At 35.7% G+C, this 25461-nt stretch carries 23 protein-coding genes; 12 read left to right on the forward strand and 11 right to left on the reverse strand.

What is annotated here, in order from left to right; translation table 11 throughout:
* Window positions 1-2 precede the first annotated feature (2 nt).
* The 6 genes from DRF65_RS25025 (at window position 3) to DRF65_RS25050 (ending at window position 7448) form a co-directional block, all read left to right on the forward strand.
* Window positions 3-218 (forward strand): DUF350 domain-containing protein, encoded by a 216-nt coding sequence (locus DRF65_RS25025; RefSeq protein ID WP_115973435.1) that lies wholly within the window; start codon window positions 3-5, stop codon window positions 216-218.
* A complete protein-coding gene (locus DRF65_RS25030) occupies window positions 211-1725 on the forward strand; it encodes a polyamine aminopropyltransferase (RefSeq protein ID WP_115973436.1) in 1515 nt (504 codons plus the stop codon). Before DRF65_RS25025 ends, DRF65_RS25030 begins: the two co-directional genes overlap by 8 nt.
* Window positions 1700-3289 carry an NAD(P)/FAD-dependent oxidoreductase gene (locus DRF65_RS25035; protein WP_115973437.1) on the forward strand — a complete coding sequence of 530 codons (1590 nt, stop codon included), beginning with the start codon at window positions 1700-1702 and terminating at the stop codon, window positions 3287-3289. The genes DRF65_RS25030 and DRF65_RS25035 overlap by 26 nt, the downstream gene beginning before the upstream one ends.
* Before the next feature lie 97 nt (window positions 3290-3386).
* On the forward strand, window positions 3387-4412 hold the full coding sequence (locus DRF65_RS25040) for a hypothetical protein (RefSeq protein ID WP_115973438.1): 1026 nt from the start codon (window positions 3387-3389) through the stop codon (window positions 4410-4412).
* Window positions 4413-4440: 28 nt separating this feature from the next.
* Window positions 4441-6195: a discoidin domain-containing protein gene (locus DRF65_RS25045; RefSeq protein WP_115973439.1), complete on the forward strand. Its 1755-nt coding sequence runs from the start codon at window positions 4441-4443 to the stop codon at window positions 6193-6195.
* A 29-nt stretch (window positions 6196-6224) separates the two neighbouring features.
* Window positions 6225-7448: a serine hydrolase domain-containing protein gene (locus DRF65_RS25050; RefSeq protein WP_115973440.1), complete on the forward strand. Its 1224-nt coding sequence runs from the start codon at window positions 6225-6227 to the stop codon at window positions 7446-7448.
* A 32-nt stretch (window positions 7449-7480) separates the two neighbouring features.
* Here DRF65_RS25050 and DRF65_RS25055 read toward each other — a convergent pair whose 3' ends face one another.
* The 8 genes from DRF65_RS25055 to recJ form a co-directional block, all read right to left on the reverse strand.
* Window positions 7481-8335: an alpha/beta hydrolase gene (locus DRF65_RS25055; protein WP_115973441.1), complete on the reverse strand. Its 855-nt coding sequence runs from the start codon at window positions 8333-8335 to the stop codon at window positions 7481-7483.
* Between the two features lie 84 nt (window positions 8336-8419).
* Complete coding sequence (locus tag DRF65_RS25060) at window positions 8420-10681, reverse strand: TonB-dependent receptor domain-containing protein (RefSeq protein ID WP_115973442.1); 2262 nt, start codon at window positions 10679-10681, stop codon at window positions 8420-8422.
* Between the two features lie 45 nt (window positions 10682-10726).
* A complete protein-coding gene (locus DRF65_RS29025) occupies window positions 10727-12064 on the reverse strand; it encodes an outer membrane beta-barrel family protein (protein WP_317126217.1) in 1338 nt (445 codons plus the stop codon).
* A gap of 33 nt (window positions 12065-12097) precedes the next feature.
* Window positions 12098-13003: a TonB-dependent receptor gene (locus DRF65_RS29030; RefSeq protein ID WP_228438943.1), complete on the reverse strand. Its 906-nt coding sequence runs from the start codon at window positions 13001-13003 to the stop codon at window positions 12098-12100.
* 241 nt (window positions 13004-13244) lie between these two features.
* Window positions 13245-13583: a DUF3817 domain-containing protein gene (locus DRF65_RS25070; protein WP_115973443.1), complete on the reverse strand. Its 339-nt coding sequence runs from the start codon at window positions 13581-13583 to the stop codon at window positions 13245-13247.
* Window positions 13584-13589: 6 nt separating this feature from the next.
* Window positions 13590-14387, reverse strand: coding sequence for a hypothetical protein (locus tag DRF65_RS25075; protein ID WP_115973444.1), 798 nt, complete (start codon window positions 14385-14387; stop codon window positions 13590-13592).
* A 3-nt stretch (window positions 14388-14390) separates the two neighbouring features.
* A complete protein-coding gene (nadD, locus tag DRF65_RS25080) occupies window positions 14391-14975 on the reverse strand; it encodes a nicotinate (nicotinamide) nucleotide adenylyltransferase (RefSeq protein ID WP_115973445.1) in 585 nt (194 codons plus the stop codon).
* Window positions 14976-15023: 48 nt separating this feature from the next.
* Window positions 15024-16736, reverse strand: coding sequence for a single-stranded-DNA-specific exonuclease RecJ (gene recJ / locus DRF65_RS25085; RefSeq protein ID WP_115973446.1), 1713 nt, complete (start codon window positions 16734-16736; stop codon window positions 15024-15026).
* A gap of 110 nt (window positions 16737-16846) precedes the next feature.
* On the opposite strand from recJ, the gene DRF65_RS25090 reads away from it, so the two are divergent.
* Window positions 16847-17656, forward strand: a complete 810-nt coding sequence (locus tag DRF65_RS25090) for a M48 family metallopeptidase (RefSeq protein ID WP_115973462.1) — start codon at window positions 16847-16849, stop codon at window positions 17654-17656.
* Between the two features lie 78 nt (window positions 17657-17734).
* Here DRF65_RS25090 and DRF65_RS25095 read toward each other — a convergent pair whose 3' ends face one another.
* On the reverse strand, window positions 17735-19357 hold the full coding sequence (locus DRF65_RS25095) for an ABC-F family ATP-binding cassette domain-containing protein (RefSeq protein ID WP_115973447.1): 1623 nt from the start codon (window positions 19355-19357) through the stop codon (window positions 17735-17737).
* Between the two features lie 121 nt (window positions 19358-19478).
* On the opposite strand from DRF65_RS25095, the gene smpB reads away from it, so the two are divergent.
* The 5 genes from smpB to DRF65_RS25120 all read left to right on the forward strand — a co-directional run bounded on the left by smpB (window position 19479) and on the right by DRF65_RS25120 (window position 24292).
* Window positions 19479-19937, forward strand: coding sequence for an SsrA-binding protein SmpB (gene smpB, locus DRF65_RS25100; protein WP_045501613.1), 459 nt, complete (start codon window positions 19479-19481; stop codon window positions 19935-19937).
* Window positions 19938-20014: 77 nt separating this feature from the next.
* Complete coding sequence (locus tag DRF65_RS25105; protein ID WP_115973448.1) at window positions 20015-21526, forward strand: OmpA family protein; 1512 nt, start codon at window positions 20015-20017, stop codon at window positions 21524-21526.
* A 95-nt stretch (window positions 21527-21621) separates the two neighbouring features.
* Entirely contained in the window at window positions 21622-22362 is a 741-nt protein-coding gene (locus DRF65_RS25110) for a YebC/PmpR family DNA-binding transcriptional regulator (RefSeq protein ID WP_115973449.1), read from the forward strand.
* A gap of 134 nt (window positions 22363-22496) precedes the next feature.
* Complete coding sequence (locus DRF65_RS25115; protein WP_115973450.1) at window positions 22497-23321, forward strand: UDP-2,3-diacylglucosamine diphosphatase; 825 nt, start codon at window positions 22497-22499, stop codon at window positions 23319-23321.
* On the forward strand, window positions 23321-24292 hold the full coding sequence (locus DRF65_RS25120; RefSeq protein WP_115973451.1) for a glycosyltransferase family protein: 972 nt from the start codon (window positions 23321-23323) through the stop codon (window positions 24290-24292). Before DRF65_RS25115 ends, DRF65_RS25120 begins: the two co-directional genes overlap by 1 nt.
* On the opposite strand, the gene DRF65_RS25125 is transcribed toward DRF65_RS25120, so the two are convergent.
* Together DRF65_RS25125 and DRF65_RS25130 are read right to left on the reverse strand one after the other, a co-directional pair.
* Window positions 24281-24571, reverse strand: coding sequence for a GNAT family N-acetyltransferase (locus DRF65_RS25125; RefSeq protein ID WP_115973452.1), 291 nt, complete (start codon window positions 24569-24571; stop codon window positions 24281-24283). The two genes, DRF65_RS25120 and DRF65_RS25125, sit on opposite strands and share 12 nt — an antisense overlap.
* Before the next feature lie 120 nt (window positions 24572-24691).
* The gene (locus tag DRF65_RS25130; RefSeq protein ID WP_115973453.1) at window positions 24692-25441 is read right to left on the reverse strand and encodes an RDD family protein; all 750 of its coding nucleotides are present in this window, start codon (window positions 25439-25441) and stop codon (window positions 24692-24694) included.
* Between the last annotated feature and the right edge of the window lie 20 nt (window positions 25442-25461).

Here is a 25461-nt window from a genome sequence, read left to right on the forward strand (position 1 = left end):
CTATGGACAACATGAATGTATTACCTATATTCAATTCAGTTCTTTATTCATTTTTAGGAATTGCCATTTTACTGGTATGTTATTTTATCATAGAGAAATTGACTCCCGAAAAAACATGGCATGAGATTGCTCAAAATAAAAATATAGCACTGGCTATTGTTTTCGGGGCTTTTATCATCGGAATTTCAATGATTATAAGCGCAGCGATTCATGGATAAAAAGAGGATTCCTCTTGAGCTGCTTTTACTGTTTTCGGTATTTGTTATTGCTACATGCGGATTGATTTATGAATTGGTGGCGGGAGCGTTGGCAAGCTATCTTTTAGGAGACTCGGTAAAGCAGTTTTCCTTTATCATTGGGGTCTACCTGTTTTCTATGGGAGTAGGTTCCTATCTGGCTAAATTCATTAAGGGGAATCTTATCGATAAATTCGTAGAGATTGAAATTCTGGTAGGAATTGTTGGCGGAGTCAGCTCAGTAGTACTGTTTGTATTGTTTAATACCCTGGCCCATTTTGAAAGTGTTCTATATCTCTTTGTCTTTTTCACAGGATGTTTGGTAGGTGTGGAAATTCCGCTTTTAATGAATATTCTGAAAGATAAGGTTCAGTTTAAAGATTTGGTTTCAAATGTTTTTGCCTTTGATTATATCGGGGCTTTACTTGCATCTATTCTTTTTCCTTTGGTTTTAATTCCGCAGTTGGGAATTGTAAAAACACCTTTGTTCTTCGGGTTAATTAATATTTCCATTGCCATATTTTTATGCTTTTATCTTAAAAAAGAACTATCAAAACCATTCTTATTAAAAATAAAATCAATTGCTGCATTTATCTTATTGGTTGGGCTTTTCATTTTTTCAGATAAGATTTTGTCTTATTCTGAGGAGAAGCTTTATGGGGAAAATATTGTATATACAAAAAGTTCTCCCTATCAGAGAATTGTTTTAACAAGAAGTAATCGTGAATTCAGGCTGTATTTGAACAATAACCTGCAGTTTTCCTCAACTGATGAGTACCGTTATCATGAAGCATTGGTACATCCGGCAATGTCGATGGCTAAAAATATTGATAATGTATTAATTTTGGGTGGCGGTGACGGTTTTGTAGTACGTGAGGTTCTGAAATATAAAGAGGTGAAAAACATTCAGCTCGTTGATTTGGATGGCGAAATGACTGATTTCTTCAAAACCAATGAAACCATGCGAAGACTGAATCAAAGTTCTTTGTCTAATCCAAAGGTGGAAGTGATCAACAAAGATGCTTATATCTGGGTAAAAGAAAATAAAAAGAAGTTTAATGTCATCATCATTGACTTTCCGGATCCGTCCAATTACAGCTTAGGAAAACTGTATTCTCTGCAGTTTTATAAAGAGCTTGAAAGATTGACTACTCCGGATACTAAAATTGTAGTACAAACCACCTCTCCTTATTTTGCCCCTAAATCATTTTGGTGCATAGAGAAAACGCTTAATCAGATTTTTCCTTTTACTTCAGCATATCATACATATGTTCCGTCTTTTGGAGAATGGGGTTTTTCAATGGCCTCATTTGAGCCGGTGAAGAATAAGATCTACAGAAGGCTTCCCAATCTGAAATACTATGATTATGATTTTTCACAAATATCTTACTTCAACAAAGATATGAAAGTGAATGAAGTAGAAGTTAACCGTCTGGATAACCAGATATTAGTCCGTTATTTTGATGAAGAGTGGGGGAAAGTTCAGTAGAAAAGATTTCCTGAAAACAGTGATGTTGGGTGTATTGATGCTTCCCTTTCTGCAATATTGTGGAAAGAAGGTAAAATCTCTGTTGTTGAAAATCACAGGCACCAACCATGTTTTAGGACATAAGCTATGGGCAAAGGATTTTCCACAATTTTCCGAAGTTATCCACATTAAGTATCTCGTGGTAGGTGGAGGGATCTCTGGGCTTTCTGCCTGCAGGTTTTTCAGTCAGCACGGTGAAAATGATTATCTTTTACTTGAAATGGAAGACCATTTGGGAGGAAATTCCTCCAACGGCCAGAACTCATTTTCAAAATTTCCGCTGGGAGCACATTATCTGCCCCTACCCAATAAAGAGAATACTGAGATTATAGATTTCCTTGCTGAATTTGGGATTTGTCAGGGAACAGAAGAGAACGGAGAACCTGTTTTGGATGAGTATCAGATGACTTTTCCACAACAGGAAAGACTGTTCTATAAAAACTCATGGCAGAATGATATTGTTCCTCAAAAAGGTATTTCTGCAGAGGTACAGCAAGAGCTTGACCGTTTCTTTAAAATGATGGATGGTTTTCGCCAAAAGAAAGACATCCATGGAAACTATTGGTTTGCGATTCCTGTTCATGATTCCAGCAGGGAAGATGAGGTTCTCGCGTTGGAAAAGATGCTTTTCAAAGATTGGTTACAAGAATATGATTTCAAATCAGAGGAACTTCTCTGGCTGTTGGATTATTCCTGCAGAGATGATTATGGTTTAGGAATAGATTATGTTTCAGCCTGGGCAGGAATTCATTATTTTGCCGGCAGAAAAAACAATTGGAGTAAAAAATATAAGGATCAGGTATTCACATGGCCGGAAGGAAATGCAAAGCTAACTCATTATCTTTCAAAGTATACAAAAGATAAAATATTAACTAAAAACTTAGTTTTTGATATTGAGATCAATGATAAGGTCGAAGTTTTAAGTTTTGACAATGTTCAGAAGAAGACCAGAAAGATCATTGCTGATAAAGTTTTATTAGCCACTCCACAGTTTGTCAATGAAAGAATATTTAAAAACAGAAAAGCATCACCATTCCATTATGTTCCATGGTTATTGACAACCATTACCCTGAAAAATGATTTTGGAGGAGATGAAGAGCTTGCTTGGGATAACGTGATTTATGGATCATCCGGCTTAGGATATATTTTTGATCAGCATCAGAATATCAGTCAGGTCATCGGCGAGAAAGTGATTACTTACTATAAAAGCTTCTCTACCAACGATTGTAAAAAGGCAAGGAAGAAGCTGTATTCTATGAAAGAATCTGAACTGAAAAACTTAGTTTTAGAGGACCTGAAGAAAGCTCATCCTTTGATAGAAGATTTTATTTTGGAAATGCAGTTTCATAAAATAGGCCATGCTATGATCGCTCCCGTTCTGGATCAGATTTTTGGAGAACATACAAAAGCAGCCAAAGAGCCTATTGAAGGAAAAGTATTTTTTGCCCATTCCGATCTTTCAGGAATTTCTATTTTTGAAGAAGCTTTCTATCAGGGAATAAGAACAGCCCAACAAATGTTTTAAGTCCCCATGATTGGTATATAATCTAAAGAAATAACCTTGTCAAGGTTTTAAACCTTGACAAGGCTGATTGATTTTAAAAAACAAATTACTATCACAGATGAAACAACCTTGGATACATAATGCAAAAACAGACTGGTGGTTTATCTTATCCCCACCATTTCTGGTATTGTTGATCATTTTTCTTTTTCAGAAGCAAATTCAGGGGTTGGAGAATCATTATTCCTTTTATACATGGCTTTTCCTGATTGTTTTTGTAGATGTAGCACATGTGTATTCCACTTTGTTTAAAACCTATTTCGTGAAAGCTGAAGTACAAAGGAGAAAGCTGTTGTATTTGGGCATACCGGTTATAAGCTGGTGCTTGGGAATTGCTTTGTTCCAATTTGGAGCTTTAACGTTCTGGTCAGTACTGGCACTCATTGCTGTATTTCATTTTATCCGACAGCAGTATGGTTTTATGAGGATCTATGCCCGTTTTGAACCGGATAACTGGAGTAAGAAAATAGATGAGGTTGCGATCTATACCGCTACTGTATTTCCCATGTTATATTGGTTTAAAACCCCACGTGCCTTTACCTGGTTTGTGAATAATGAATTTGACTGGCTTAAAAATTTACCGGATTATATTGGTGTTATTACGGTTCTGTATATTCTTATTGTAACGGTTTGGATTATAAAAACTATCGTTGAAATCATTAAAACTAAGACGGTCAATATTCCTAAAACAGCATTGATTACCGGAACTTATTTATCCTGGTATTTTGGAATCATATATTTTAATAATGATCTGCTTTTCACTTTTCTGAATGTAGTTTCCCATGGGATTCCATATATTGCCCTGATCTATATCCGTGAAATTAAACAGAAAGATCATCGTCAGTTGAACTGGATGCAGGTTTTTAAACCATTTTCAGGGATCTTTTTATTTGTAGGCATTATTTTATGCTTAGCCTTACTGGAAGAGTTTTTATGGGAAACCTTGGTGTGGAATGAACACTTTTCAATGGATCTGGCTGTTTCAGAGAGTCTGCTTCAGTTTTTGGTACCCTTATTAGTCGTTCCGCAGCTTACTCACTACCTGTTAGATGGTTTTATCTGGAGAAGACCGAAAAAAGTTAGCTAACTTTGTCTGGAATTTTTAAAATCTAAAAATGAGACAATACTTTTTAACTTTAGCAATTTTCCTCGGAATATTTGTGGGAGGACAACAGAAAACATTCTGTAATCCGATCAATATAGATTATGGTTATACTCCTTTTGAAGTCTTTTCAAAACAAGGAAAACACCGTGCTACAGCAGATCCGGTTATTGTCAATTTTAAAAATAAACTTTTCCTTTTCTCTACGAATCAGGAAGGGTATTGGTATAGTGATGATATGCTGGACTGGAAGTTTATCAAAAGAAAATTTCTCAGGGATAATAAATATATTCATGATCTCAACGCTCCGGCGGTATGGGCAATGAAAGATACACTGTATGTGTATGGCTCTACCTGGGAACAGGATTTTCCGATCTGGAAAAGTACAGATCCTACGAAAGACGACTGGAAAATTGCTGTGGATACTTTAAAAGTAGGTGCCTGGGATCCGGCATTCCATTATGATGAAGATAAAAATAAGCTCTACCTGTACTGGGGATCCAGTAACGAATGGCCTTTATTGGGAACAGAAGTAAAAGTTAAAACCCTTCAGTCTGAAGGCTTCGTAAAGCCTATCATTAAACTGAAACCGGAAGACCATGGCTGGGAAAGATTTGGGGAATATAATGATAATGTTTTTCTTCAGCCCTTTGTGGAAGGAGCTTGGATGACCAAACACAATGGGAAATATTATATGCAGTATGGCGCTCCGGCTACTGAGTTCAGCGGATATTCAGATGGTGTATATGTAAGTAAAAATCCTTTAGAAGGCTTCGAATACCAGCAGCACAATCCGTTTTCTTATAAACCGGGAGGATTTGCACGAGGAGCCGGACATGGAGCAACCTTTGAAGATAATTATAAAAACTGGTGGCATGTTTCAACCATTTTTATTTCCACGAAAAATAATTTTGAAAGAAGACTGGGAATATGGCCTGCAGGATTCGATAAAGATGATGTCATGTATACCAATACAGCATATGGAGATTACCCGACTTACTTACCACAGTATGCACAGGGGAAAGATTTTTCAAAAGGTCTTTTTGCCGGATGGATGTTACTTAATTATAATAAACCTGTTCAGGTTTCGTCTACCTTTGGAAGTTATCAGCCCAATTTTGCCGTAGATGAAGATATTAAGACGTATTGGAGTTCTAAAACAGGAAATGCAGGAGAATGGTTCCAGACCGATCTTGGGGAAGTATCCACCATCAATGCCATCCAGATTAATTATGCAGACCAGGATGCTGAGTTTATGGGGAAGACCTTAGGCAAAATGCATCAGTACAAAATCTATGGTTCAAATGATGGGAAAAAATGGAAGGTCATTGTAGATAAAAGCAAAAACACAAAGGATGTTCCTCATGATTATATTGAGCTTGAAAAACCAGTGTCGGCAAGGTTCCTTAAAATGGAAAACCTTAAAATGCCCACAGGAAAATTTGCACTGAGCGGTTTCAGGGTATTTGGAAAAGGAGCAGGGGAAAAGCCAAAAAAAGTAGAAGGATTTGTTCCTCTCAGAGCTGATGCTAAAAAATATGGAGAAAGAAGAAGTATATGGATGAAATGGCAGCAAAACCCTGAAGCGGATGGATATGTTATCTACTGGGGAAAATCTCCTGATAAATTATACGGAAGCATTATGGTATATGAAAAGAACGAGTATTTCTTTACCGGGGCAGACAGAACGGATGCCTATTATTTCCAGATCGAAGCTTTTAATGCCAATGGAATGTCTGAAAGGACAGAGATTGTAAAATCTGAATAATTTTAAAACAATAAACCAAACTACATACCATGAAAAAACTTGAAATCATTTCATTTTCACTTTTTCTGCTTGCTTCCTTAGGTTGCGGGAAAAATGAAAATCAGGACTACCAGTCGAATCTGGATAAAGCTGTTCGGAATATTCACAACAGTCTTCAGAAAGAGTTGAAGACTTCTATTCCCTCACTGAGTGTTTACGTAGTTTCCCCAAAAGGAACTCTTTTCAGTACCATAACAGGAGCAAACGGTACTGTGATTAACGAAAATACCTATTTCCGTTTTGCAAGCAATACAAAGAATTTTACTTCTACAGCTATTTTAAAAATGATGCAGGACGGATGGCTGCACCTGGATGATGAAATTACAGAGATGATCCCCGGAACGAATATTCCTTATACTCCAGACGGAGCAGATTGGAATTTCCCCAACAAAAGCCAGATAACGATCCGGCAGCTTTTGCAACATAATGCGGGAGTATATGATATTACGAATGATGCTTCAAAGTATAATATAAACGGACAGACTTATACCGAGTATATGCTTGATAATTTTCCGGATCACCAGTTTTCTACTCCGGAATACGTGAAAATTTTAACAAAAAACAGCCTTACCTATGGTGCACCCAATACAGTGTATCACTATTCAAATACAGGATACTCTATTCTGAGTGAAATTATATCCAGGATTTATTCACAAAAAGCAGGAATGAACAAAACATACAGTAATTATATGTATGATTATATTGTTGGTCCAGGTACAAAGGTTCCGCTAAAAATCAAATTTCCGGAGCTTGCTTCAGATAAGCAGCTTCCTGCACCTTATGTGAAAGGACTCATTAAATATGATAGTCATGACGAGTTTACCAATCTTAAAAATACAAGTGCTCATATAGGAGAAGGAAACGGGATTGGAACTATGAAAATGCTTTCTGAATATATCAGAAGTATAATGAAAGCAGAGAATGTACTTAATGCTTCAAGTGTTAAGCTAATGAGAACCAATAAAGGCCCTGCAACTACTCCTGAACAACATAATTATTCTTTGGGGTGTTTCTACATTCCGGGAGTAGGATATGGACATAATGGTGCCACTGAAGGATATCTTTCCATGATGCTTTATGATCCGGAAACCGATTTTTCAGTAGTTGTACTGATGCCATTCTGGGATCTTAGAAATAATATGAAAGATTTTCCTAAATGTATAAATACTCTGAATACCGCTGCTGCAGAAGCAAAAAAGGTCGTTGGATATTAAAAAAATAAACGCTTTGAGAATTTTCAGAGCGTTTATTTTTTATCAATATGTTTTAGAAATGTTTCAATTTTATTAATAAGAAAAACATTATTAGGCTGCTTATCCCAATCCAGATGTCCGCCATTGAAATCATAAGATTCATGGATGACATTATTTTTACTCAAAACCGAATCCAGTATTTTATTTTGGCTTAAAGGAATAACACGGTCTGTTTTTCCATAGTAGGAAAGGGTAGGGGAAGAGGTGGTGGTAATCCAATGCACTGGGCTTGCAAAATTAATTGCTGAGGTTCCGGTTGGTAAAGTTTTAGGGTCAACTAAATGTTTTTCCACAAAAGAATATTCTTCATAGTTTTTAAAACCGGCATCAGAAAGATCGGCAGGACCTACAATATTGATCACCGCTTTTACCTCTTTATCAATATCAGAATGATAAGCATAAAGCATTGATAAATGCCCACCAGCGCTGTTTCCCAGAAGAATCAACTCAGGACTGTATCTTAATCTGTCTTTGAGAAACGCAGTAACGCTTTTAATATCATCTGTTTGATTGGGAATTCCGTATTGCATTGCAGAGGCGAGTCTATAATTCATATTCACAAAAATATGGTCGGGAAATCTCTGCATCAGGGAAAATGTGAATAAGGTAAGCTGAGATTTATCTCCACCACGCCAGCCTCCACCATGAATTATGATAAAGACTTTACGTTCTCCGGTGAGCTTTTTATCAGGAATATAAAGGTCCATAACCTGCTCAGGGCCTTTTCCATAACGAATATCTTTCTCTTTACTAAAACTTATATTGTTTCCAATACTGATTTTGTTTTCTTTACATGCAGTCAGTAAAAAGAAAATCAAGCAGATAATGAATCGTAAACTCTTTTTCATATAGCTAAAGATAAAAAACCTGCTGAAGAATCAACAGGTTTAGATACAAAATAATTTGATTGAATATATATGAAGAAAGATAGTTTATCTTGTTCTGCTCTTGATAGAATCTGAAGCCCCTTCAATATCTCTTACCTTTTTCAGTTTTTTATTTCCGAAATTGTAAGTAAGGCTTACTGTTAAGGTTCTTTTATATTGATTCTGATGAATATAGTTATAGTTTCCATTGCTTTGATAATCGTCAATTACCACAATATTGGTTCTTAAGACATCATTTACATTCACGGCAAAGGTCCAGTCGTTCCAGTTTTTCTTTATGCTAAGATCTAAACTTGATAATCCGCGTAGCATACCCAGTTCTATCTGCTGTTTGTCTATATAGAAGAAATTCACTCCAAGGAACCATGTTTTCGCTTTATCAAGACGGATAGTATTGTTGGTCTGAATCAATAGACTGGTAGAATTTATATCATTGACATAGGTGACGTACTGCCCAGACTCATTTTTGAATCGGTCTCCTGTAGTGGGATCCATATCCAGACTTCCGTTGTTTCTGTTATGTTGAACACCTATGCTGAAGTTGGTCGTCCAATACTGTTTAAAGAATGATTTTTGGACTCCTATCATGGCAGACATTTCCTGCTTATCTCCAAAATTGGTTCTGATATATCTTAAGGCAAGATTTTTACCGGTATCCCCATTAGGCTTTTCTGGATACCCCTGTAGAGGAACCTGGGTGATAGCATCTTTAATATAAGAATGATTTAAAACTACAAAGTAGGAGTTCTTATACATATACATCAGCTCCTGATTATATGTAGAGGAAGCCTTTACAAATGGGTTGTTTTGAGTATAGTTATCATCTGTTAGTTTATTCACAACCGGATTGAGTTCCCAAAAACTAGGTCTTCTCATTCTGCTTGAAAATGAATAAGAGAGATTGTTCTTATCATTAATGGCATAGTTAAAGCTCAGATAAGGAAGAAAATTGCTGTAGTTTCTTTCTATCCTTTTAAGAGCTTCTGCATCTGGAGGTGGATTATCCGAAGTTCCTAAACTGTTGGTAATCTCATATCGGGCCCCTATTTTTCCGGAAATTTTATCAGAAAACTTCTTTTCAGCTGTCACGTAGAAACCATAGATGTTTTCATCGTAGATAAAATGGTTAGGTGCTGACTTTGTTGGCTTTGCAGGGTCAATGAAATAAGTATCGTTTTTAGTATCATTGTCTGTTTTGGTTTTATTATAATTTCCACCTACAGAAATGGTCAGATCATTTTTAAACTTCTGAATATAATCAGCCATTCCTGAGAAATTGTTGATAATCTGTGGCAGGTTCTGTAGTAATTGTGTGCTTTCACCCAATACCTCTCTGTTGATATTGGAATTGTAGGTCATATTATTTATAGACTGGAATCTTTTATAATTCAGGTATGCTGCGTTTATATTCAGCTTACTTCCTAAAGAATCCGTTTTTAATTCATAATTTAAATTGAGCGAGTTATTATAACTTCTTGCATCTTCTTTGTTTTTGGACCAGGTATACCTGGGTTCGTCTTTTTGATTAATAATAGTATTGAACAGGGCTACTGTTGAATTATAACTTTTATTGGCCCAGGTGTTCCAGGATAATGCTAAGTTGCTTTTATCATTCAATTGATAATCTACGTTCAGGTAGCCGCCAATGTTTTTATTTGGATCGTCAATATTACCGGTGGATTCATTGGATGCCCCCTCACTGCTGTTTTTCAAAGTGTAGGTCTGAGCCTCAATATTCTCACCGCCACTGAGGCTGGCACTTATTCCCAGTTTGTCTTTTCTGTAATTAGCTGAGAAACTTGCCTGGCTGCCATTGTATTTTCCTTGGGTATTGGAGAATCTCATGTTTCCGTTAAGACCGTCACTCATTTTCTTCTTTAAAACGATATTGATGATCCCGTCAGAAGATTCTACCTGATATTCACTGCCGGGTACAGTGATCACCTCAATTTTCTGGATATTTTCAGCAGGGGTATTTTTCAGGAATTGAGCCAAAGACTCTGCATCCATTGTGGATTTTCTTCCGTTGATATAGATTAGTACATTGTTTTTCCCTGCAATCTTTAATGTTTTATCATCGGTTGAAGACAGTAACGGAGTCTGTTTTAAAATGTCGAAGGTTGTATTTCCTTTGGCTATAGGAGAAGAAGCAACATCATATACCAGACGGTCACTTTGTTTTTTGAAAACCTGTTTGGTGATGGTGACACCTTCTATATTTTTAGTTTTTGTCGAGTCAGATTTCTTTTCCTGAGCAAAAGCACAAGTTCCGAATATGACTGCTATTGACAAAAGTATACGTTTCATGTTTGTTATTTTTAAGAGTGGTTAAATGAGGTAAGTTTTTATAGATTAGGTTCTTGATTTTACAGCATCATTCGCTGATTTCATTTCCCTTGCTTTTTTCAGTTTCTGATTTCCGAAGTTGTAGGTTACTCCAATGCTAAATACTCGCGGATAGTTGAAGTTGGTTATATTATTGTATTTTCCATTAGGCTGTATACCATTCACGCTGTAAAAGCTCTGGTTAAATAAGTCATTAACTTCTGCAACAACGGTCCAGTCACCTATAATTTTTTTAACATTGATATCTAAGCTTTGTCTTACTCCTATTGTACCGCCTTCCATAGCTACTTTACTTCCGAAATAGTAATTAACTCCTAAAAACCAGTCTTTTTTAGATGAAAGACGAATAATATTGTTGAGGGTTGCAGACATATTGTAGTTTTTAACATCCACAATATAAGGCTCCAGTTCTTCAGATTCATATAGACCTAGCTGAGAAGTTGGATCCTGCCAAACCCCGCCTGTGTAAACAATATATCCCAGATTCACAGAATAGTTAGTGGTCCAGATATCTTTAAACCAGGACTTGTTCATCCCAAGTGTTAAGCTGATTTCTCTGTTCTTCCCATAGTTGGTTCTTATATATCTCAGGAATTTTATTTTTTGCATAAGCATATCACCATTTGGACCATATATGATATTACCGTTTTTATCCGTTTGTGGAGTTGTTAAAATTCCCTGTAAAGGAAGCAGGTCAGAAGCTGCTGCATCATCAACCATTGTATAATTGAGATTGGCATAGAATGCATTTTTGTACATATAGTTCAGCTCCTGATTATAAAATTTAGCAGCCATTACAAAAGGGTTATTCTGAGTATAATTCGTTGGAGTAAAATATGTTCTGGAAGGATTCAGTTCCCAGAATCTTGGTCTTCTGATTCTGCTGGAGAACGTGTAGCTTAGGTTATGATCTGAATTGATGGCATAGTTTAGATTCAGATAAGGAAGCAGGTTATTATAATTTCTTTCAAATCCTGTTTTTCCAAGAATATCCCCTGTACTTCTGGTCATTTCATAACGGGCTCCTATTTTTCCGGATAATTTTTCAGTCAGCTTTCTTTCATAATTAAGGTAAATACCCAGAATGTTTTCTTTATAAATGAAATGATTGGTTTGCTTAGAATCCATTACAAATTCACCATCAATTAATTTGTCCTGTCTGGTATCATTATCGGTATTTGTATAATTATAACTCACCCCCATTAACCAGGTTGCTCCTTTGGATGTCTTTTTAAGATAGTCTATATTAGCTGCATAATTGTTGATGATTTGAGGTACAGATTGTTGCAAAGCAGAGTATCTCTTTTTATAGTCTTCACTGGAAGGGTCTATACCGAAAGGAATGCTTTCATTGAAGCTTGCTTTGTCTCTGTTAAACTACAGATAAGAAACATTAGAAGTCAGTTTACTTCCCAGTGAGTCAGTTTTTATTTCATAATTTAAATTGAAAGAGTGATTTCTGGTTTGGGCATCTTCATGATTAACAGTTCTGTCCATTAATATCCCATTTTGCCAGTTCGTCATATCAAGAATAGAGTTGAAACTCTTATTATATCTCATATTATAAGATAATCCCAAACTTTGATTTTTACTGATTTCATAATCAACATTAAATCCACCGCCAAAGTTTTTGTTAGGATCATCATTAGATCCATAAGATTCATTTCTGAAAGTTGGGTCTCCGTTGGAAAGCGTATATCTTTGTCTTTCAGTCCAGCTTCCCATTCTGAAATTAGAATTTCCTGACCATTTTCCCTGTCTGAAATTAAAAGAAGCTCCTGCTGACGGATTGTTGTAATAGGCCTGCTCATTCTGCATTTTCAAAGTTCCATTATAGCCATTATTTTTGTTCTTCTTCATCACAATATTGATGACCCCTTCCTTAGATTCCACCTGAAATTCACTTCCCGGAACTGTAATCACTTCAATTTTCTGGATATCTTCTGATGGAGTAGACTTCAGCATTTCAATCAATGCCTCAGAATCCATATTGGTCTTTTTATTATTGATGTAAATAACAGCATCAGACTTTCCAAGAATCTTTAGCGTTTTACCATCAATGCTTGAAATCATAGGAGTCTGCTTTAAAAGGTTAAACGTATTAGTACCTTTAGCAATAGGGGAAGCTGCTACATCGTAAACAAGACGGTCTCCCTGTTTTTTGAAAACCTGTTTCTTGATATTGACTGACTCAATAGCATTTACTTTCAAACTATCTTTTTTCTGTTGAGCGGAAACCAGTCCGCTGAAGAATAGAGCTGCAATAAGAATTTGAGTTTTCATGATTATTATTTTTTAATTAATAGCTTGTATGGTTTGTTATTTAACATTACAAAGATATGTAATAAATTTAGTATTATGCAATACAAAGTACTTAAAAATAATTTTAAATACTATTAATTGATTGATTTTCAATGACTAAAAATTTGTATTTAAAAATTGATTGCTTGACCTTTCTGTATAATAAGACAACTGTAACAATAATTTTGTTACAGTAAAATGTGAAATTTTATGAAAAATAAATTTATTCTCTGTCGAATTGAGCCAGTTTTTTATCTACCCATACCGTAGCAAAGGGGAAAAAAGCAGCTAATAAAGCGAATACAAAATCTTCATCATCCCAGTTGTAAATTTTTCTTGCAGGAATGCAAAGTAAAAGATAAAGTGTAAAAAATAATCCGTGTAAACTACCCACAACGCTGATAAAAATAATAGAATACAGATTTTCATCATACCGAATCCAGATCATAGCTACACCATACAATAAAACACATGAAATAGCCTCTGCAAGACAAATCTGTTTAAACCATTTGATGAGTTTTTCCTGAGAATATTTTGAGAAAAATTTTTCGATGAAATCCATGAATAATTATTTATAGTAGATGAAGAAGCTTGTCTCGCTTTTTACCGGATAGCCTCTGTATTTTACAGGTTTAAAGGTAGTATATTTTATAAACTTTTTAATCTCCTTTTCAAAATAAGGAATATATTTCAGGTTACGATCATTATAAATATTGTGGCTAAATTCTTCCTTTAAAACTTTTCCTTTTTCATCTAAGGTGATTATAACAACAGTTTTTGAATGATATTTTTGAGAGGGATCATAATTTTCATACCCTTCAGGATAAATAAAAGCACTGAAGAAATCTTTATTTAGCAGATCATTATCATTTATGTAGCTAAGGTAAGTTCCTTTGTATGTCCAGTCTGTATGTTCATCAGCATCAAATATTTTACGGGGGTGTTTTTTGACATACCGGGCAACAGATTCTTTAACAAGGCCATCAACAAAATTTTTACCGAATTTTTTTTCAGTCAATTCAGTCATAAACGAATAATAGCATTCACCGGTAGAACCGCCAATATCACTTCCCATCCATTCTCCTCCCCAAATAATGTTATGCTTTTTTAAAACCTCTTTAAGTTCTTCCCCAGGTAAGAACTTGTCTCCACCGGGGGCAGCTATGTTGATAAAATATTTATTTTTGGTTTTTGAATCATGTTCTGCCCGAATTGAGTCTTCACGGCATCGCTCTTTATTATATTTTATTCTTTCCTCATTAGCTCTTATCCTCCATTCTTTAAGAGAATCGTTTTTTAAAGCTGTTGATTCCTGAGCATATAAACAACTTTGTAAAAAGACTAGTAAGAATAGGTATAATTTCATTGCTTATTTATAAAAGTTACTTCCATCTAAATATTCAAAAACTTCAGGCGGTAACATTGGTCTTACATTTTTGCCCTCTTTTATCATATTACGGATTTCTGTAGCAGAAAGTTCTATTACAGGTGCTTTTATCATAGAGATATTTTCATGCTGAAGGTATTCAGAATCTTTCTTTTCTCCTTCAAATACCCTTGGATAAACAATGATATGATGATTTTTGATCAGGGCTTCAGAATTTTTCCACTTGTGCAGGCTATCCAGATTATCCTCACCCATAATCAGGCTAAAAGAATAGTCCGGGTACTTTTCATGAAGATAAGTAAGTGTATCAATAGTATAACTCGGCTTCGGGAGCGAAAACTCCACATTGGAAGCCCGCATATTAGAATAATTCTTCACCGCCAGCTGTACCATATCCAATCTGTTATGATCTTTCAGTAAAGACTTTTTGTCCTTAAACGGATTTTGTGGACTCACTACGAACCACAGTTCATCCATATCCGAATTTTCCAGAATATAATTAGCTAAAATAAGATGCCCGATATGAATCGGGTTAAAAGATCCGAAGAATAGACCAATTTTTTTCATATTTGTCAGATAAAAGGTTGTAGGTGATCATATTTAAATGATACTTACCTAATCCCTAAACTTTACATCTTTTATATTAAGATAGTGAGTTACATTGCCTTTCCAGTGATTTTCTTCCAGTGTAAAAGCAAGATCGAAATTTTTATTTTTAAAATCCTCTACAAACTGCCCGAGTTTAAAACCAACACATTCAATATTTCGTCCTGTAGATTCCTGTTTGATATAAAACTTCAGATGGTTGTTGTCTTTACCCATCGTTTTAACATAACCGGAAAGCTTTTGATTGGTCAGTGTAAAGATAGGCTTCATATTGTGAGGACCGAAGGGAGCCAGTTTTCTATGAAAATTGATGAACTCTCTGTTAATTTCGTCAACGGTAATTTCAGTATCAATTGAGATAGACGGTTCTTTCTGATGGTCCTGAATTTTTTCAGAAACAATTTGTTCAAACTTTACTTTAAATGCTTCAAACTTATCTTTCTCCATTGAAAGTCCTGCAGCAGCATGATGCCCTCCGAATTTAAGGAAATATTCAGAGCACAAATCAAGAGCTTCATGAACATCAAAATCTGAAACAGATCTTGCTGAAGCAACCATTTCACCATTATTTCCGTCTGTAAATACCAGCGTAGGTTTATAATAGGTTTCAATAAGCCTTGAAGCTACAATTCCGATGACACCTTTGTTCCACTCAGGATGATAAACAATGGTTGTATGTTTTGTTTCCTGCTGAGATTCTATAATCTGATTCAGAGCCGAAAGGGTAGAGTTCATGTCCAGTTCACGCCTTTCATCGTTGAGGTTCATGATGTCTCCCACGATCTGGTTGGCGTGTTTCAGGTTTTCAGAAACCATAAGTTCCACAGCGGCTTTTCCATGGGAAATTCTTCCTGCAGCATTTATTTTAGGAGCAATTTCAAAAACAATATTTGAAATTTCGAAATGAGACAGCTTGTCCTCCGGAATTAATAATCTTAGTCCAAGATTTCTTGTTTTTCTGAGGGTTTTCAATCCCATTTTCGCAAGAACCCTGTTTTCACCGGTCATCGAAACGATATCTGCAGCAATGGAGATAGCCAGAAGATCTGTTAGCTCAAATAATTCAGCATCCGGAAGCTTATAGATCGTATTCAGACCCTGACAAAGCTTAAAGCCCACACCACATCCTGAAAGTTCCTTGAACGGATATCGGCAGTCATTTCTTTTAGGATCAAGAACTGCAGCCGCATTAGGAATCTCTTCACCGGGAAGGTGGTGATCACAGATAATAAAATCTATTTCCAGGCTGGAAGCATAGTTAATCATATCAATGGCTTTAATACCGCAGTCTAAAGCAATGATTAATGAAAAGCCATTCTCTTTGGCAAAATCAATTCCCTCCGTAGAAATTCCATATCCTTCAGAATTTCTGTCCGGAATATAGTAGTCCAGGTATTTTTTCTCAACAATTTTGCTGAGGTACAGGTACATTAAGGCAACAGCCGTGGTTCCATCCACATCATAGTCGCCATATACCAATATTTTTTCGCCATTTTCAATTGCAGTGGCAATACGCTCTACAGCTTTTTGCATATCTGCCATTAAAAACGGGCTGTGTATATCGTTAAGGTTTGGTTTGAAAAATTCTCTCGCCTTCTGATAATTGTCAATTCCTCTTAGAACGAGAAGTTTAGATTCAAAAGTTCCAAAACCAAGCGACGAACTTAGTCCGTCCACAATTTCCTCATCGGGTTCGGGCTTGTAAATCCATTTTTGACTCATGTTCACAAAAATAAGGAAAAAAAATAGCATTTTGATGGGATCGAGAATGAAGTTTTGACTTAATAATTGTTAAAAATTGATTACCTTCGTGCTCCAAATTTAAAATGACTATGAAAAAAATTATCGTATGCCTTACTTTTCTAGGCGCAATGAATTCTATCAATGCCCAGTTTAATCTCGGAAAAGCTGCCGGGGTTGTTTCAAAGGGTGCAAAAGCTTTAACGTTTACCAACGAAGATGCCATTAAATTATCCAAAGAATCTGTAGATTGGATGGATAAGAACAATGCTGTAGCAGGGCCAAAAGATCCTTATACAGTAAGACTGAATAAACTGTTTGGAAAACACAAAACACAAGACGGTCTGAATTTGAACTATAAAGTGTATAAAGTGAAAGATATCAATGCTTTTGCTTGTGCAGACGGAAGCGTACGTGTATTCTCTTCTTTGATGGATATCATGACAGATAACGAGTTGTTGGCTGTAATTGGTCACGAAATTGGTCACGTTAAAAATCAGGATACCAAAGATGCTATGAAATCTGCTTATTTAAAAGCAGCAGCATTAGATGCCGCTTCATCTGCTTCCGGCACAGTAGCGACTCTTAATGACAGCCAGATCGGAAAGATGGCCAATGAATTTTTAGATGCTTCTCACAGTAAAAAACAGGAATCTGAAGCAGATACTTATTCTTATGATTTTATGAAAGCTAATAAATATGACGTAGTAGGTGCATATACTGCTTTCAAGAAATTAGCATTATTGTCACAAGGAAGTACGCAAACCGGTTTTGAAAAAATGTTCAACTCTCACCCTGACAGTGAAAAAAGAGCTCAGGCTATCAAAAAGAGAGCAGAAAAAGATGGATTATGGAAAGATCCGGGAACTGTTGCTCTTCCAACAACGAAACTTACAAAATAATTATTTTATTTATTGTTTAAACGAAAATACCTCAAAGCATTGCTTTGAGGTATTTTTATATCTATTGAATATATCTGATTAAGAATACATTTTTTCTCTTAATTCCTTCACTTTTTTATCAGCAAGGTATTCATCATAAGTCATTTCTCTGTCGATGATTCCGTTTGGAGTCAATTCAATGATTCTGTTACAAACCGTTGACAACATTTCGTGGTCATGAGAAGACAATAAAAGATTTCCTTTGAAGTTAGACAATGAGTTGTTCAATGTCGTGATACTCTCAAGGTCTAAGTGGTTGGTAGGTTCATCTAATAAAAGAATGTTAGCTTTCTGAAGCATCATTCTACTGAACATACATCTCATTTTTTCACCTCCGGAAAGTACTTTACATGATTTCAACGCTTCATCACCTGAGAATAGCATTCTTCCTAAGAATCCTCTTACAAATTCTTCGTGACGCTCTTCGTCGTTTTTAGTGAATTGTCTTAACCAGTCAACCAAACTTAAATCTTCCTGGAAGAAATTAGTGTTATCTAAAGGCATGTGAGACTGGTTCGTAGTAACTCCCCAAGCCACAGATCCTTTGTCTGCTTCAACATTTCCAGCCAAAATTTCGAAAAATTCTGTAATTGCTAAAGAGTTTTTAGAAAGTACAGCTACTTTATCTCCTTTCTTAAGATTTAGATCAATATTAGAGAATAATAGTTCTCCATCTTTTGTTTTTTCAAGATCTTTTACATCAAGAATCTGATCTCCAGCTTCTCTTTCCATTTCAAAAATGATAGCAGGATATCTTCTTGAAGATGGCTTAATATCATCAATATTTAATTTGTCGATCATTTTCTTTCTTGCAGTAGCTTGTTTAGCCTTAGCAACGTTAGAGCTGAATCGTGCGATGAAGTCCTGAAGTTCTTTTTTCTTCTCTTCAGCTTTCTTGTTAGCCTGAGCTCTTTGTCTTGTTGCTAATTGAGATGCCTGATACCAGAAAGAGTAGTTACCTGTATAAAGGTTAAGTTTAGCATAATCTAAATCTCCAATGTGAGTACAAACTGTATCCAGGAAGTGACGGTCGTGAGATACTACGATTACTGTATTTTCATAATCAGCAAGGAAGTCTTCTAACCAGGAAATTGTATCAATGTCAAGGTCATTGGTAGGTTCATCCAGAATAAGAACATCCGGGTTTCCGAAAAGTGCCTGGGCCAAAAGAACCTTTACTTTGTCTTTGTTCTCAAGTTCACTCATCATTTGCCAGTGCATGTCATCTTTAACTCCCACATTGGAAAGCATGGTCTGAGCATCAGATTCTGCAGTCCATCCACCCATTTCATCATAGATTACACCCAGTTCACCAGCTTTAATCCCATCTTCATCGGAGAAATCTTCTTTTGCGTATAACGCATCCATTTCCTCCTTTATCTCAAATAATTTTTTATTACCTCTTAATACAGCTTCAAGAACAGTATACTGATCATAAGCAAAGTGATCCTGCTCCAAAACTGACATCCTTTTCCCTGGTTCCAGAGATACGTGACCTGTTGTAGGATCCTGCTTTCCTGTTAATATTTTAAGGAATGTAGATTTTCCCGCCCCGTTTGCTCCGATGATCCCGTAGCAGTTTCCTTTGGTAAACATAATATTTACCTCGTCAAAAAGAACTCTTTTCCCGAATTGTAAAGATAAGTTAGATACTGTTAACATATAGTTTTGTAAATTTGGCGCAAAAATACGAAAAGAATTTGGGTATTTTGTAATAATATAATACTCAAGTTTTTAAATGTATGGTATTTTTTATATATTTCATTAACGAAATTTTAAAATGATGAAGATTGAGAAAACAGTTAGCATATTAAATAGAAGAGCCCGCTTTGAATATGAAATTCTTGAAGAATACGAAGCCGGAATGGTTTTGACAGGTACAGAAATAAAATCTTTACGATCTTCCAAAGCATCGATCACAGAATCGTTCTGTCAGTTTATTGATGGGGAGTTATACATCATCAACATGATGATTGATGAGTATAAATTGGGAACTTTTTACAATCATAAAACAAAAAGGGAACGGAAATTGCTCTTGCACAAAAAAGAATTGCAGAAACTTGAAAAAAAGTTAAAGGATGCAGGAAACACGATTATACCTTTGAAATTATATATCACTGATCGAGGGAAAGCAAAAGTGCTGATAGCGCTGGGTAGAGGGAAAAAGCTTTTCGATAAAAGAGAGGCCATTAAAGATAGAGAAAATAAGCGGAACCTGGACAGAATATTAAAGAAAAGTTAAAAATCATTTGAAAAACTTTGTATATAAAGAAAAATTATATTTATTTTGCATTATCAATTATTTAATCATTTAATTCTATGAAAAATCTAAAATTAGGAATTTCAGCATTGGCGCTTACCGTTGCCTCTACTGTTTTCGCGCAGACTACCAACAATCCGTGGTTAATCGGAGTTGGTGCTCATGCAGAAAACCACGTAGCAGCAAGATCTACATTCGGTAATACGTTCTCTGCGAAAAATTTGACAAAGAATCTGTTCAATATGAACAGCTATTCTATTACACCACCATTATCTAAGTTAACAGTTGCTAGAAACGTTGGTAAAGGTTTAGTAATCGACTGGCAAACTTCTGTTGGAAATGTTGAAAACAAAAGATTCAACATGGGGAAAGAATTTTTCCTAATGACAGGTCTAGGTTTCCAGGCTCACGGTGCAGGTCTTTTATGGAACGAAGAATCTTGGTTTGATCCATATTTAAGAGTTGGTGCTAACTATCTAAGACATGACTATACAGGACAAAGCTTCCCAAAAAATGGTCTAGATGCTAACGGTAATGTATTAGATTATGGTGTTCCGAATGGAAAAGATGGTAACGAAGTAGGTAAAGCTAATCACTTTACAGTAGCTACTGGTGCTGGTGCTAACTTCTGGGTAACTAAAAACTTCGGTCTTGGTATCCAAGGAGATTATGTTTCTACTCCAGGTGATAAATCTACAGTTGCTAACTTCTGGCAAGCTTCTGCTTCTATCTTATTCAGATTCGGAAACAGAGACAGAGATAAGGATGGTATCCTAGATAAAGATGATCTTTGTCCAGATACTCCAGGTTTACCAGAATTCCAAGGATGTCCTGATACTGACGGTGACGGAGTTCCAGATAAAGACGATCAATGTCCAGATGTAGCTGGTCCAGTTGAAAACAACGGTTGTCCTTGGCCAGATACAGACGGTGACGGTGTTATCGACAAAGATGATGCTTGTCCTACTGTTGCAGGTCCTGCTGAAAACAAAGGTTGTCCTTGGCCAGATACAGACGGTGACGGTATCTTAGATAAAGATGATGCTTGTCCTACTGTTCCAGGTCTTCCAGAATACAACGGATGTCCTAAACCAAAAGACGTAATTGCTAAAGATGCTACAGGTGCTCTTAAAGGTATCTTGTTCAACTTTAACAAAGCTACTATCAGACCAGAATCTAACACTAAGCTAGATGAGGCTGCTAGAATTATTAAAGAATCTAACGATGGTACTTTCTTAGTAACAGGTCACACAGATGCTAAAGGTGCTGCTGCTTACAACTTAAAACTTTCAAGAGAAAGAGCTGCTTCTGTAGTAGGTGCTCTTGAGGCTAGAGGAGTTAACGGTAACCAATTAAAATCTACTGGTGTAGGTTCTAGAGATGCTCAAGTTTCTGCAAAAGCTTCTGACGCTGACAGAATGATTGACAGAAAAGTAGTTGTTGAAGCTATCAACGGTGCTGCTTGGGATGCACTTAAGAAATCTGATCTAGACGTAGTAGTGAAGAAGACTGTAGTGAAAAAAGGTAAAGCTCCAGCTAAGAAAAAAGCTGCTGCTAAAAAGAAAAAATAATTAATTTTTCTAAATAATGAATACCTCCAATTTTTTGGAGGTATTTTTTTTTTGTATACTTTTAAGTAATTTTGTTGAAAATTTAAAAATTTAAAATGGGAAGAGCATTTGAATATAGAAAAGCTTCTAAAATGGCCAGATGGGATAAAATGGCCAAGACATTCTCTAAAATAGGTAAAGACATTGCATTAGCAGTAAAAGCGGGAGGAACAGATCCTGAAGCTAACCCTGCATTGAGAAGATGTATCCAAAACGCTAAAGGGGCAAACATGCCTAAGGATAACGTAGAAAGAGCAATAAAAAAAGCGAGTGGTGCAGATGCTGAAAACTATGAAGAAATTACTTATGAAGGATACGGACAAGGGGGTGTTGCTTTCTTTGTAGAATGTACTACAAACAATACAACCAGAACTGTAGCCAATGTAAGAGCTATTTTCAATAAGTTTGACGGTAACCTTGGTAAAAATGGTGAACTTGCATTTATCTTTGACAGAAAGGGGATTTTTACAATAGATTTAGCCCAGGTTAAAATGGAATGGGATGACTTTGAAATGGAAATGATTGATGGTGGTGCTGAAGATGTAGAAAAAGATGAAGAAGAAGTAATGATTACTACAGCTTTTGAAGATTTCGGGTCTTTATCTCACAAATTAGATGAACTTGGAATTGAAGCGAAGAGCGCAGAATTACAAAGAATTCCAAACAATACAAAAGAGGTAAGTGTAGAACAGTTCAAAGCGAATATGAAAATGCTTGAGCGTTTCGAAGATGATGATGACGTTCAGAACGTTTATCATAATATGGAAATCACGGAAGAGCTAATGAACTCTTTATAAAAAATAATATAGCATTCATATACAGTTAACTTTCAATTAGTTTCTTTGTAAAAAACTATGAAATGCCTTCATGTTTTCGATTCGGAAATAATAGGTGTTCCGTCCAGCCAATGTAAAAGCTGAAAAATATACGGATGAAAAGAAACGTTGAGTTAGTTGTCATATCGGATGTTCATTTGGGAACTTATGGATGTAAGGCTAAGGAATTGCTGAGATACCTCAATTCTATTCAGCCTAAAACTTTGGTTTTGAATGGTGATATCATTGATATCTGGCAATTCAAAAAGTCTTACTTCCCTAAACCTCATTTGAAAGTGATCAGAAAGATCCTTTCATTTGCTACCAAGAATACGGATGTTTATTATATTACAGGCAATCATGATGAAATGTTCCGTAAGTTTACCGATTTTGAACTTGGAAAACTTAAAGTCTGTAATAAAATCTGCCTGACTATTGATGAGAAGAAAACCTGGATCTTTCACGGTGATGTTTTCGATGCATCTGTCCAGCATTCCAAATGGATCGCCAAACTTGGCGGAAAGGGATATGACCTTTTAATTATCATAAATAATATTGTAAATTGGTTTTTGGAAAAAATGGGTAAAGAAAAATATTCATTTTCAAAAAAAATTAAAAATAATGTGAAGAAAGCAGTAAAGTATATTGGAGACTTTGAACTTACAGCTTCCGAGCTGGCTATTGATAACCAATATGACTATGTAATCTGCGGACATATTCATCAGCCACAGATCCGGGAAGTTGTTAATAAAAAAGGATCCTGTACTTATCTGAATTCGGGGGACTGGATTGAAAACCTGTCTGCATTGGAATACCATGATAAAGAATGGAAAATCTTTTACTATGACGACCACAAGCATTTACTGAAAGATGATGAAGCAGAGGAAATTCAGGAAATGGATAATTCTGAGCTTTTAAAAATCGTAACCAATTTTACTTAATGAAAATCTTATATGCATTTCAGGGTACCGGTAACGGACATGTTGCCCGCGCACAGGAGATTATCCCGATACTCAAAAAGTATGCTTCGGTAGACACACTCATTAGTGGTCATCAATCGCAGTTAAAGGCTGATTTCGATATTAATTTTCAATATAGGGGTATTTCCCTTCTTTATAACAAAACAGGCGGTTTATCCTATCGGAAAACATTTACCGATAATAAATTTATTGATGCTGCAAAGACCATTAAAGATTTGGAGCTTTCCCAATATGATTTAATTATCAACGACTATGAACCTTTAACAGGCTGGGCTTCGAAATTGAAAAAACTACCCATGATTGAACTTAGTCATCAGGCATCTATGAGTTTTCCGGAAACGCCTAAGCCTCAAAAGAAAGATTTTCTGGGTGAAATGATTTTAAAATATTATGTTCCCAGTGACAAGAAAATAGGCTTTCATTTTGAGAATTATCATCCGCAGATTAAAAAACCGGTCATTCGAAGAAAGATAAGAAGTCTCAATCCGTATAAGAAAGGGTATTACCTTGTTTACCTTCCAAGCTTTGCAGATGAAAATATCATTAAGGTTCTAAGGAAAATTCCTGTAGAGTGGAAGGTCTTTTCAAAATACAGCAAAGTGCAGGTTAAGGTGAAAAATGTTGAAGTATTTCCTATTGATGAAATCCAATATCTGAAATATTTTGAAGGCTGTGAAGGGATTCTGTGCAATGCTGGTTTTGAAACACCTGCTGAAGCGCTTTTCATGGATAAAAAACTCTTCGTGATTCCTATTCACAATCAATATGAACAGGAATGTAATGCCTGTGCTCTGGATAAAATGGGAATTCCGAATTCTAAAGTGTTACAATTGCAGGAGATTATGGAATGGGTAGCCTCTGACCAGCATCTGGAAGTAGATTATCCGGATAATATTGAGGAGATTCTGGTGAATGAGGTCTTAATTCTTTAAGAAAATATCATCCACATCATTCATTCTCATCATAACGGCTCTTGCATAAGAACAGTGAGGATAAACATTCCAGTTATTTTCCCTTGCAAATTTGATGGCCTCTTCCACTAAATATTTTCCCATTCCCCTTCCTTCAAATTCAGGATGAACGAGAACAAAAGAAATGATCAGCTTATGGTCTTCAGGAAAAATTGTATAGGTTAACCTTCCTACTTCTTTTACTTCGTTATTCAGGGTAAGAACTCCGCCGTTTCCGGATCTGTTGTTTTCAAATTTCATGATACAGGGTTTGTAATTATTAAAGATACGAAAATTATAAGGAGTAATAAAATGTATTCACTTCAATAGTTCTCTAATTCAGTATCTACTTTCGATGTAAAATTGACCATTGACATTGCATTAATTATCCTTTCCTGTGTAATAGTTATAATCTTTAATAATAACATTAATAAACTGTCTTTCCGTCATCTTTGTTGGGTCTATATCCAGCTTAAGGATGCTTTTGATTTTATCAGAAAGCTTGCTGATAATTTGTCGGTCATCTACTTTGACGGCTTTGGTATAATTATCTTTGATGATCCTCATATCATTATCACTCAAAGCAATCACCTGAGGAAATGAAGGGATGTAATCTTCATTGATATTTTCCAAAATAGTATGAGAGATATTGATGTTGTTCTTTAGAGAAATAACAGCCGTTCCGGAAGCTATATCTCCCAAACGCTGATTGTTTTTTGAAACAATCATTGAAATCAAACCTACTACTCCGGCAAAAGATACATCTACCAGTCTGAATACCCAGCGGATCATATAGTCTCCAAAGCTGGCCTGATATCCGTCAATTTTTACCACTCTGATCTTCATCAGTCTTTTCCCTGGTGTCTGCCCTTCCATTAAGCTTTCCAAAACAACAGGATAAATGTAGGTTGGAAAGGTAAGGATGATATAAACTGCCATCACAGACCAGGTATCTAACCCGTTCATTAAATATCCCAGGTCAAGGATATTGAAAAACACATAAAGGACCATCAAAACGTAGGCAACCCTTATCAGAAGATCAATGATAAATGCAAGCATTCTTTCCCCAACACTTGCGGTATTGAAGTTAATATTTACATTTTGTGAGGTATTTATCGCGATCTGAGACATATTTTTTATTATTTTAGCCT

It is taken from the genome of Chryseobacterium pennae (assembly GCF_003385515.1).
In the GTDB taxonomy this organism is placed as follows: domain Bacteria; phylum Bacteroidota; class Bacteroidia; order Flavobacteriales; family Weeksellaceae; genus Chryseobacterium; species Chryseobacterium pennae.

Coding starts and splice junctions, on each gene's coding strand:
- recJ (WP_115973446.1), bottom strand. CDS start 16,736: ATGAGTCAAAAATGGATTTACAAGCCCGAACCCGATGAGGAAATTGTG.
- DRF65_RS25060 (WP_115973442.1), bottom strand. CDS start 10,681: ATGAAACGTATACTTTTGTCAATAGCAGTCATATTCGGAACTTGTGCT.
- DRF65_RS25050 (WP_115973440.1), top strand. CDS start 6,225: ATGAAAAAACTTGAAATCATTTCATTTTCACTTTTTCTGCTTGCTTCC.
- DRF65_RS25045 (WP_115973439.1), top strand. CDS start 4,441: ATGAGACAATACTTTTTAACTTTAGCAATTTTCCTCGGAATATTTGTG.
- DRF65_RS25025 (WP_115973435.1), top strand. CDS start 3: ATGGACAACATGAATGTATTACCTATATTCAATTCAGTTCTTTATTCA.
- DRF65_RS25075 (WP_115973444.1), bottom strand. CDS start 14,387: ATGAAATTATACCTATTCTTACTAGTCTTTTTACAAAGTTGTTTATAT.
- DRF65_RS25110 (WP_115973449.1), top strand. CDS start 21,622: ATGGGAAGAGCATTTGAATATAGAAAAGCTTCTAAAATGGCCAGATGG.
- DRF65_RS25095 (WP_115973447.1), bottom strand. CDS start 19,357: ATGTTAACAGTATCTAACTTATCTTTACAATTCGGGAAAAGAGTTCTT.
- smpB (WP_045501613.1), top strand. CDS start 19,479: ATGAAGATTGAGAAAACAGTTAGCATATTAAATAGAAGAGCCCGCTTT.
- DRF65_RS25105 (WP_115973448.1), top strand. CDS start 20,015: ATGAAAAATCTAAAATTAGGAATTTCAGCATTGGCGCTTACCGTTGCC.
- DRF65_RS25040 (WP_115973438.1), top strand. CDS start 3,387: ATGAAACAACCTTGGATACATAATGCAAAAACAGACTGGTGGTTTATC.
- DRF65_RS25115 (WP_115973450.1), top strand. CDS start 22,497: ATGAAAAGAAACGTTGAGTTAGTTGTCATATCGGATGTTCATTTGGGA.
- DRF65_RS25055 (WP_115973441.1), bottom strand. CDS start 8,335: ATGAAAAAGAGTTTACGATTCATTATCTGCTTGATTTTCTTTTTACTG.
- DRF65_RS25070 (WP_115973443.1), bottom strand. CDS start 13,583: ATGGATTTCATCGAAAAATTTTTCTCAAAATATTCTCAGGAAAAACTC.
- DRF65_RS25090 (WP_115973462.1), top strand. CDS start 16,847: ATGAAAAAAATTATCGTATGCCTTACTTTTCTAGGCGCAATGAATTCT.
- DRF65_RS29030 (WP_228438943.1), bottom strand. CDS start 13,003: ATGAAAACTCAAATTCTTATTGCAGCTCTATTCTTCAGCGGACTGGTT.
- DRF65_RS25030 (WP_115973436.1), top strand. CDS start 211: ATGGATAAAAAGAGGATTCCTCTTGAGCTGCTTTTACTGTTTTCGGTA.
- DRF65_RS25130 (WP_115973453.1), bottom strand. CDS start 25,441: ATGTCTCAGATCGCGATAAATACCTCACAAAATGTAAATATTAACTTC.
- DRF65_RS25035 (WP_115973437.1), top strand. CDS start 1,700: ATGAAGAGTGGGGGAAAGTTCAGTAGAAAAGATTTCCTGAAAACAGTG.
- DRF65_RS25125 (WP_115973452.1), bottom strand. CDS start 24,571: ATGAAATTTGAAAACAACAGATCCGGAAACGGCGGAGTTCTTACCCTG.
- DRF65_RS25120 (WP_115973451.1), top strand. CDS start 23,321: ATGAAAATCTTATATGCATTTCAGGGTACCGGTAACGGACATGTTGCC.
- nadD (WP_115973445.1), bottom strand. CDS start 14,975: ATGAAAAAAATTGGTCTATTCTTCGGATCTTTTAACCCGATTCATATC.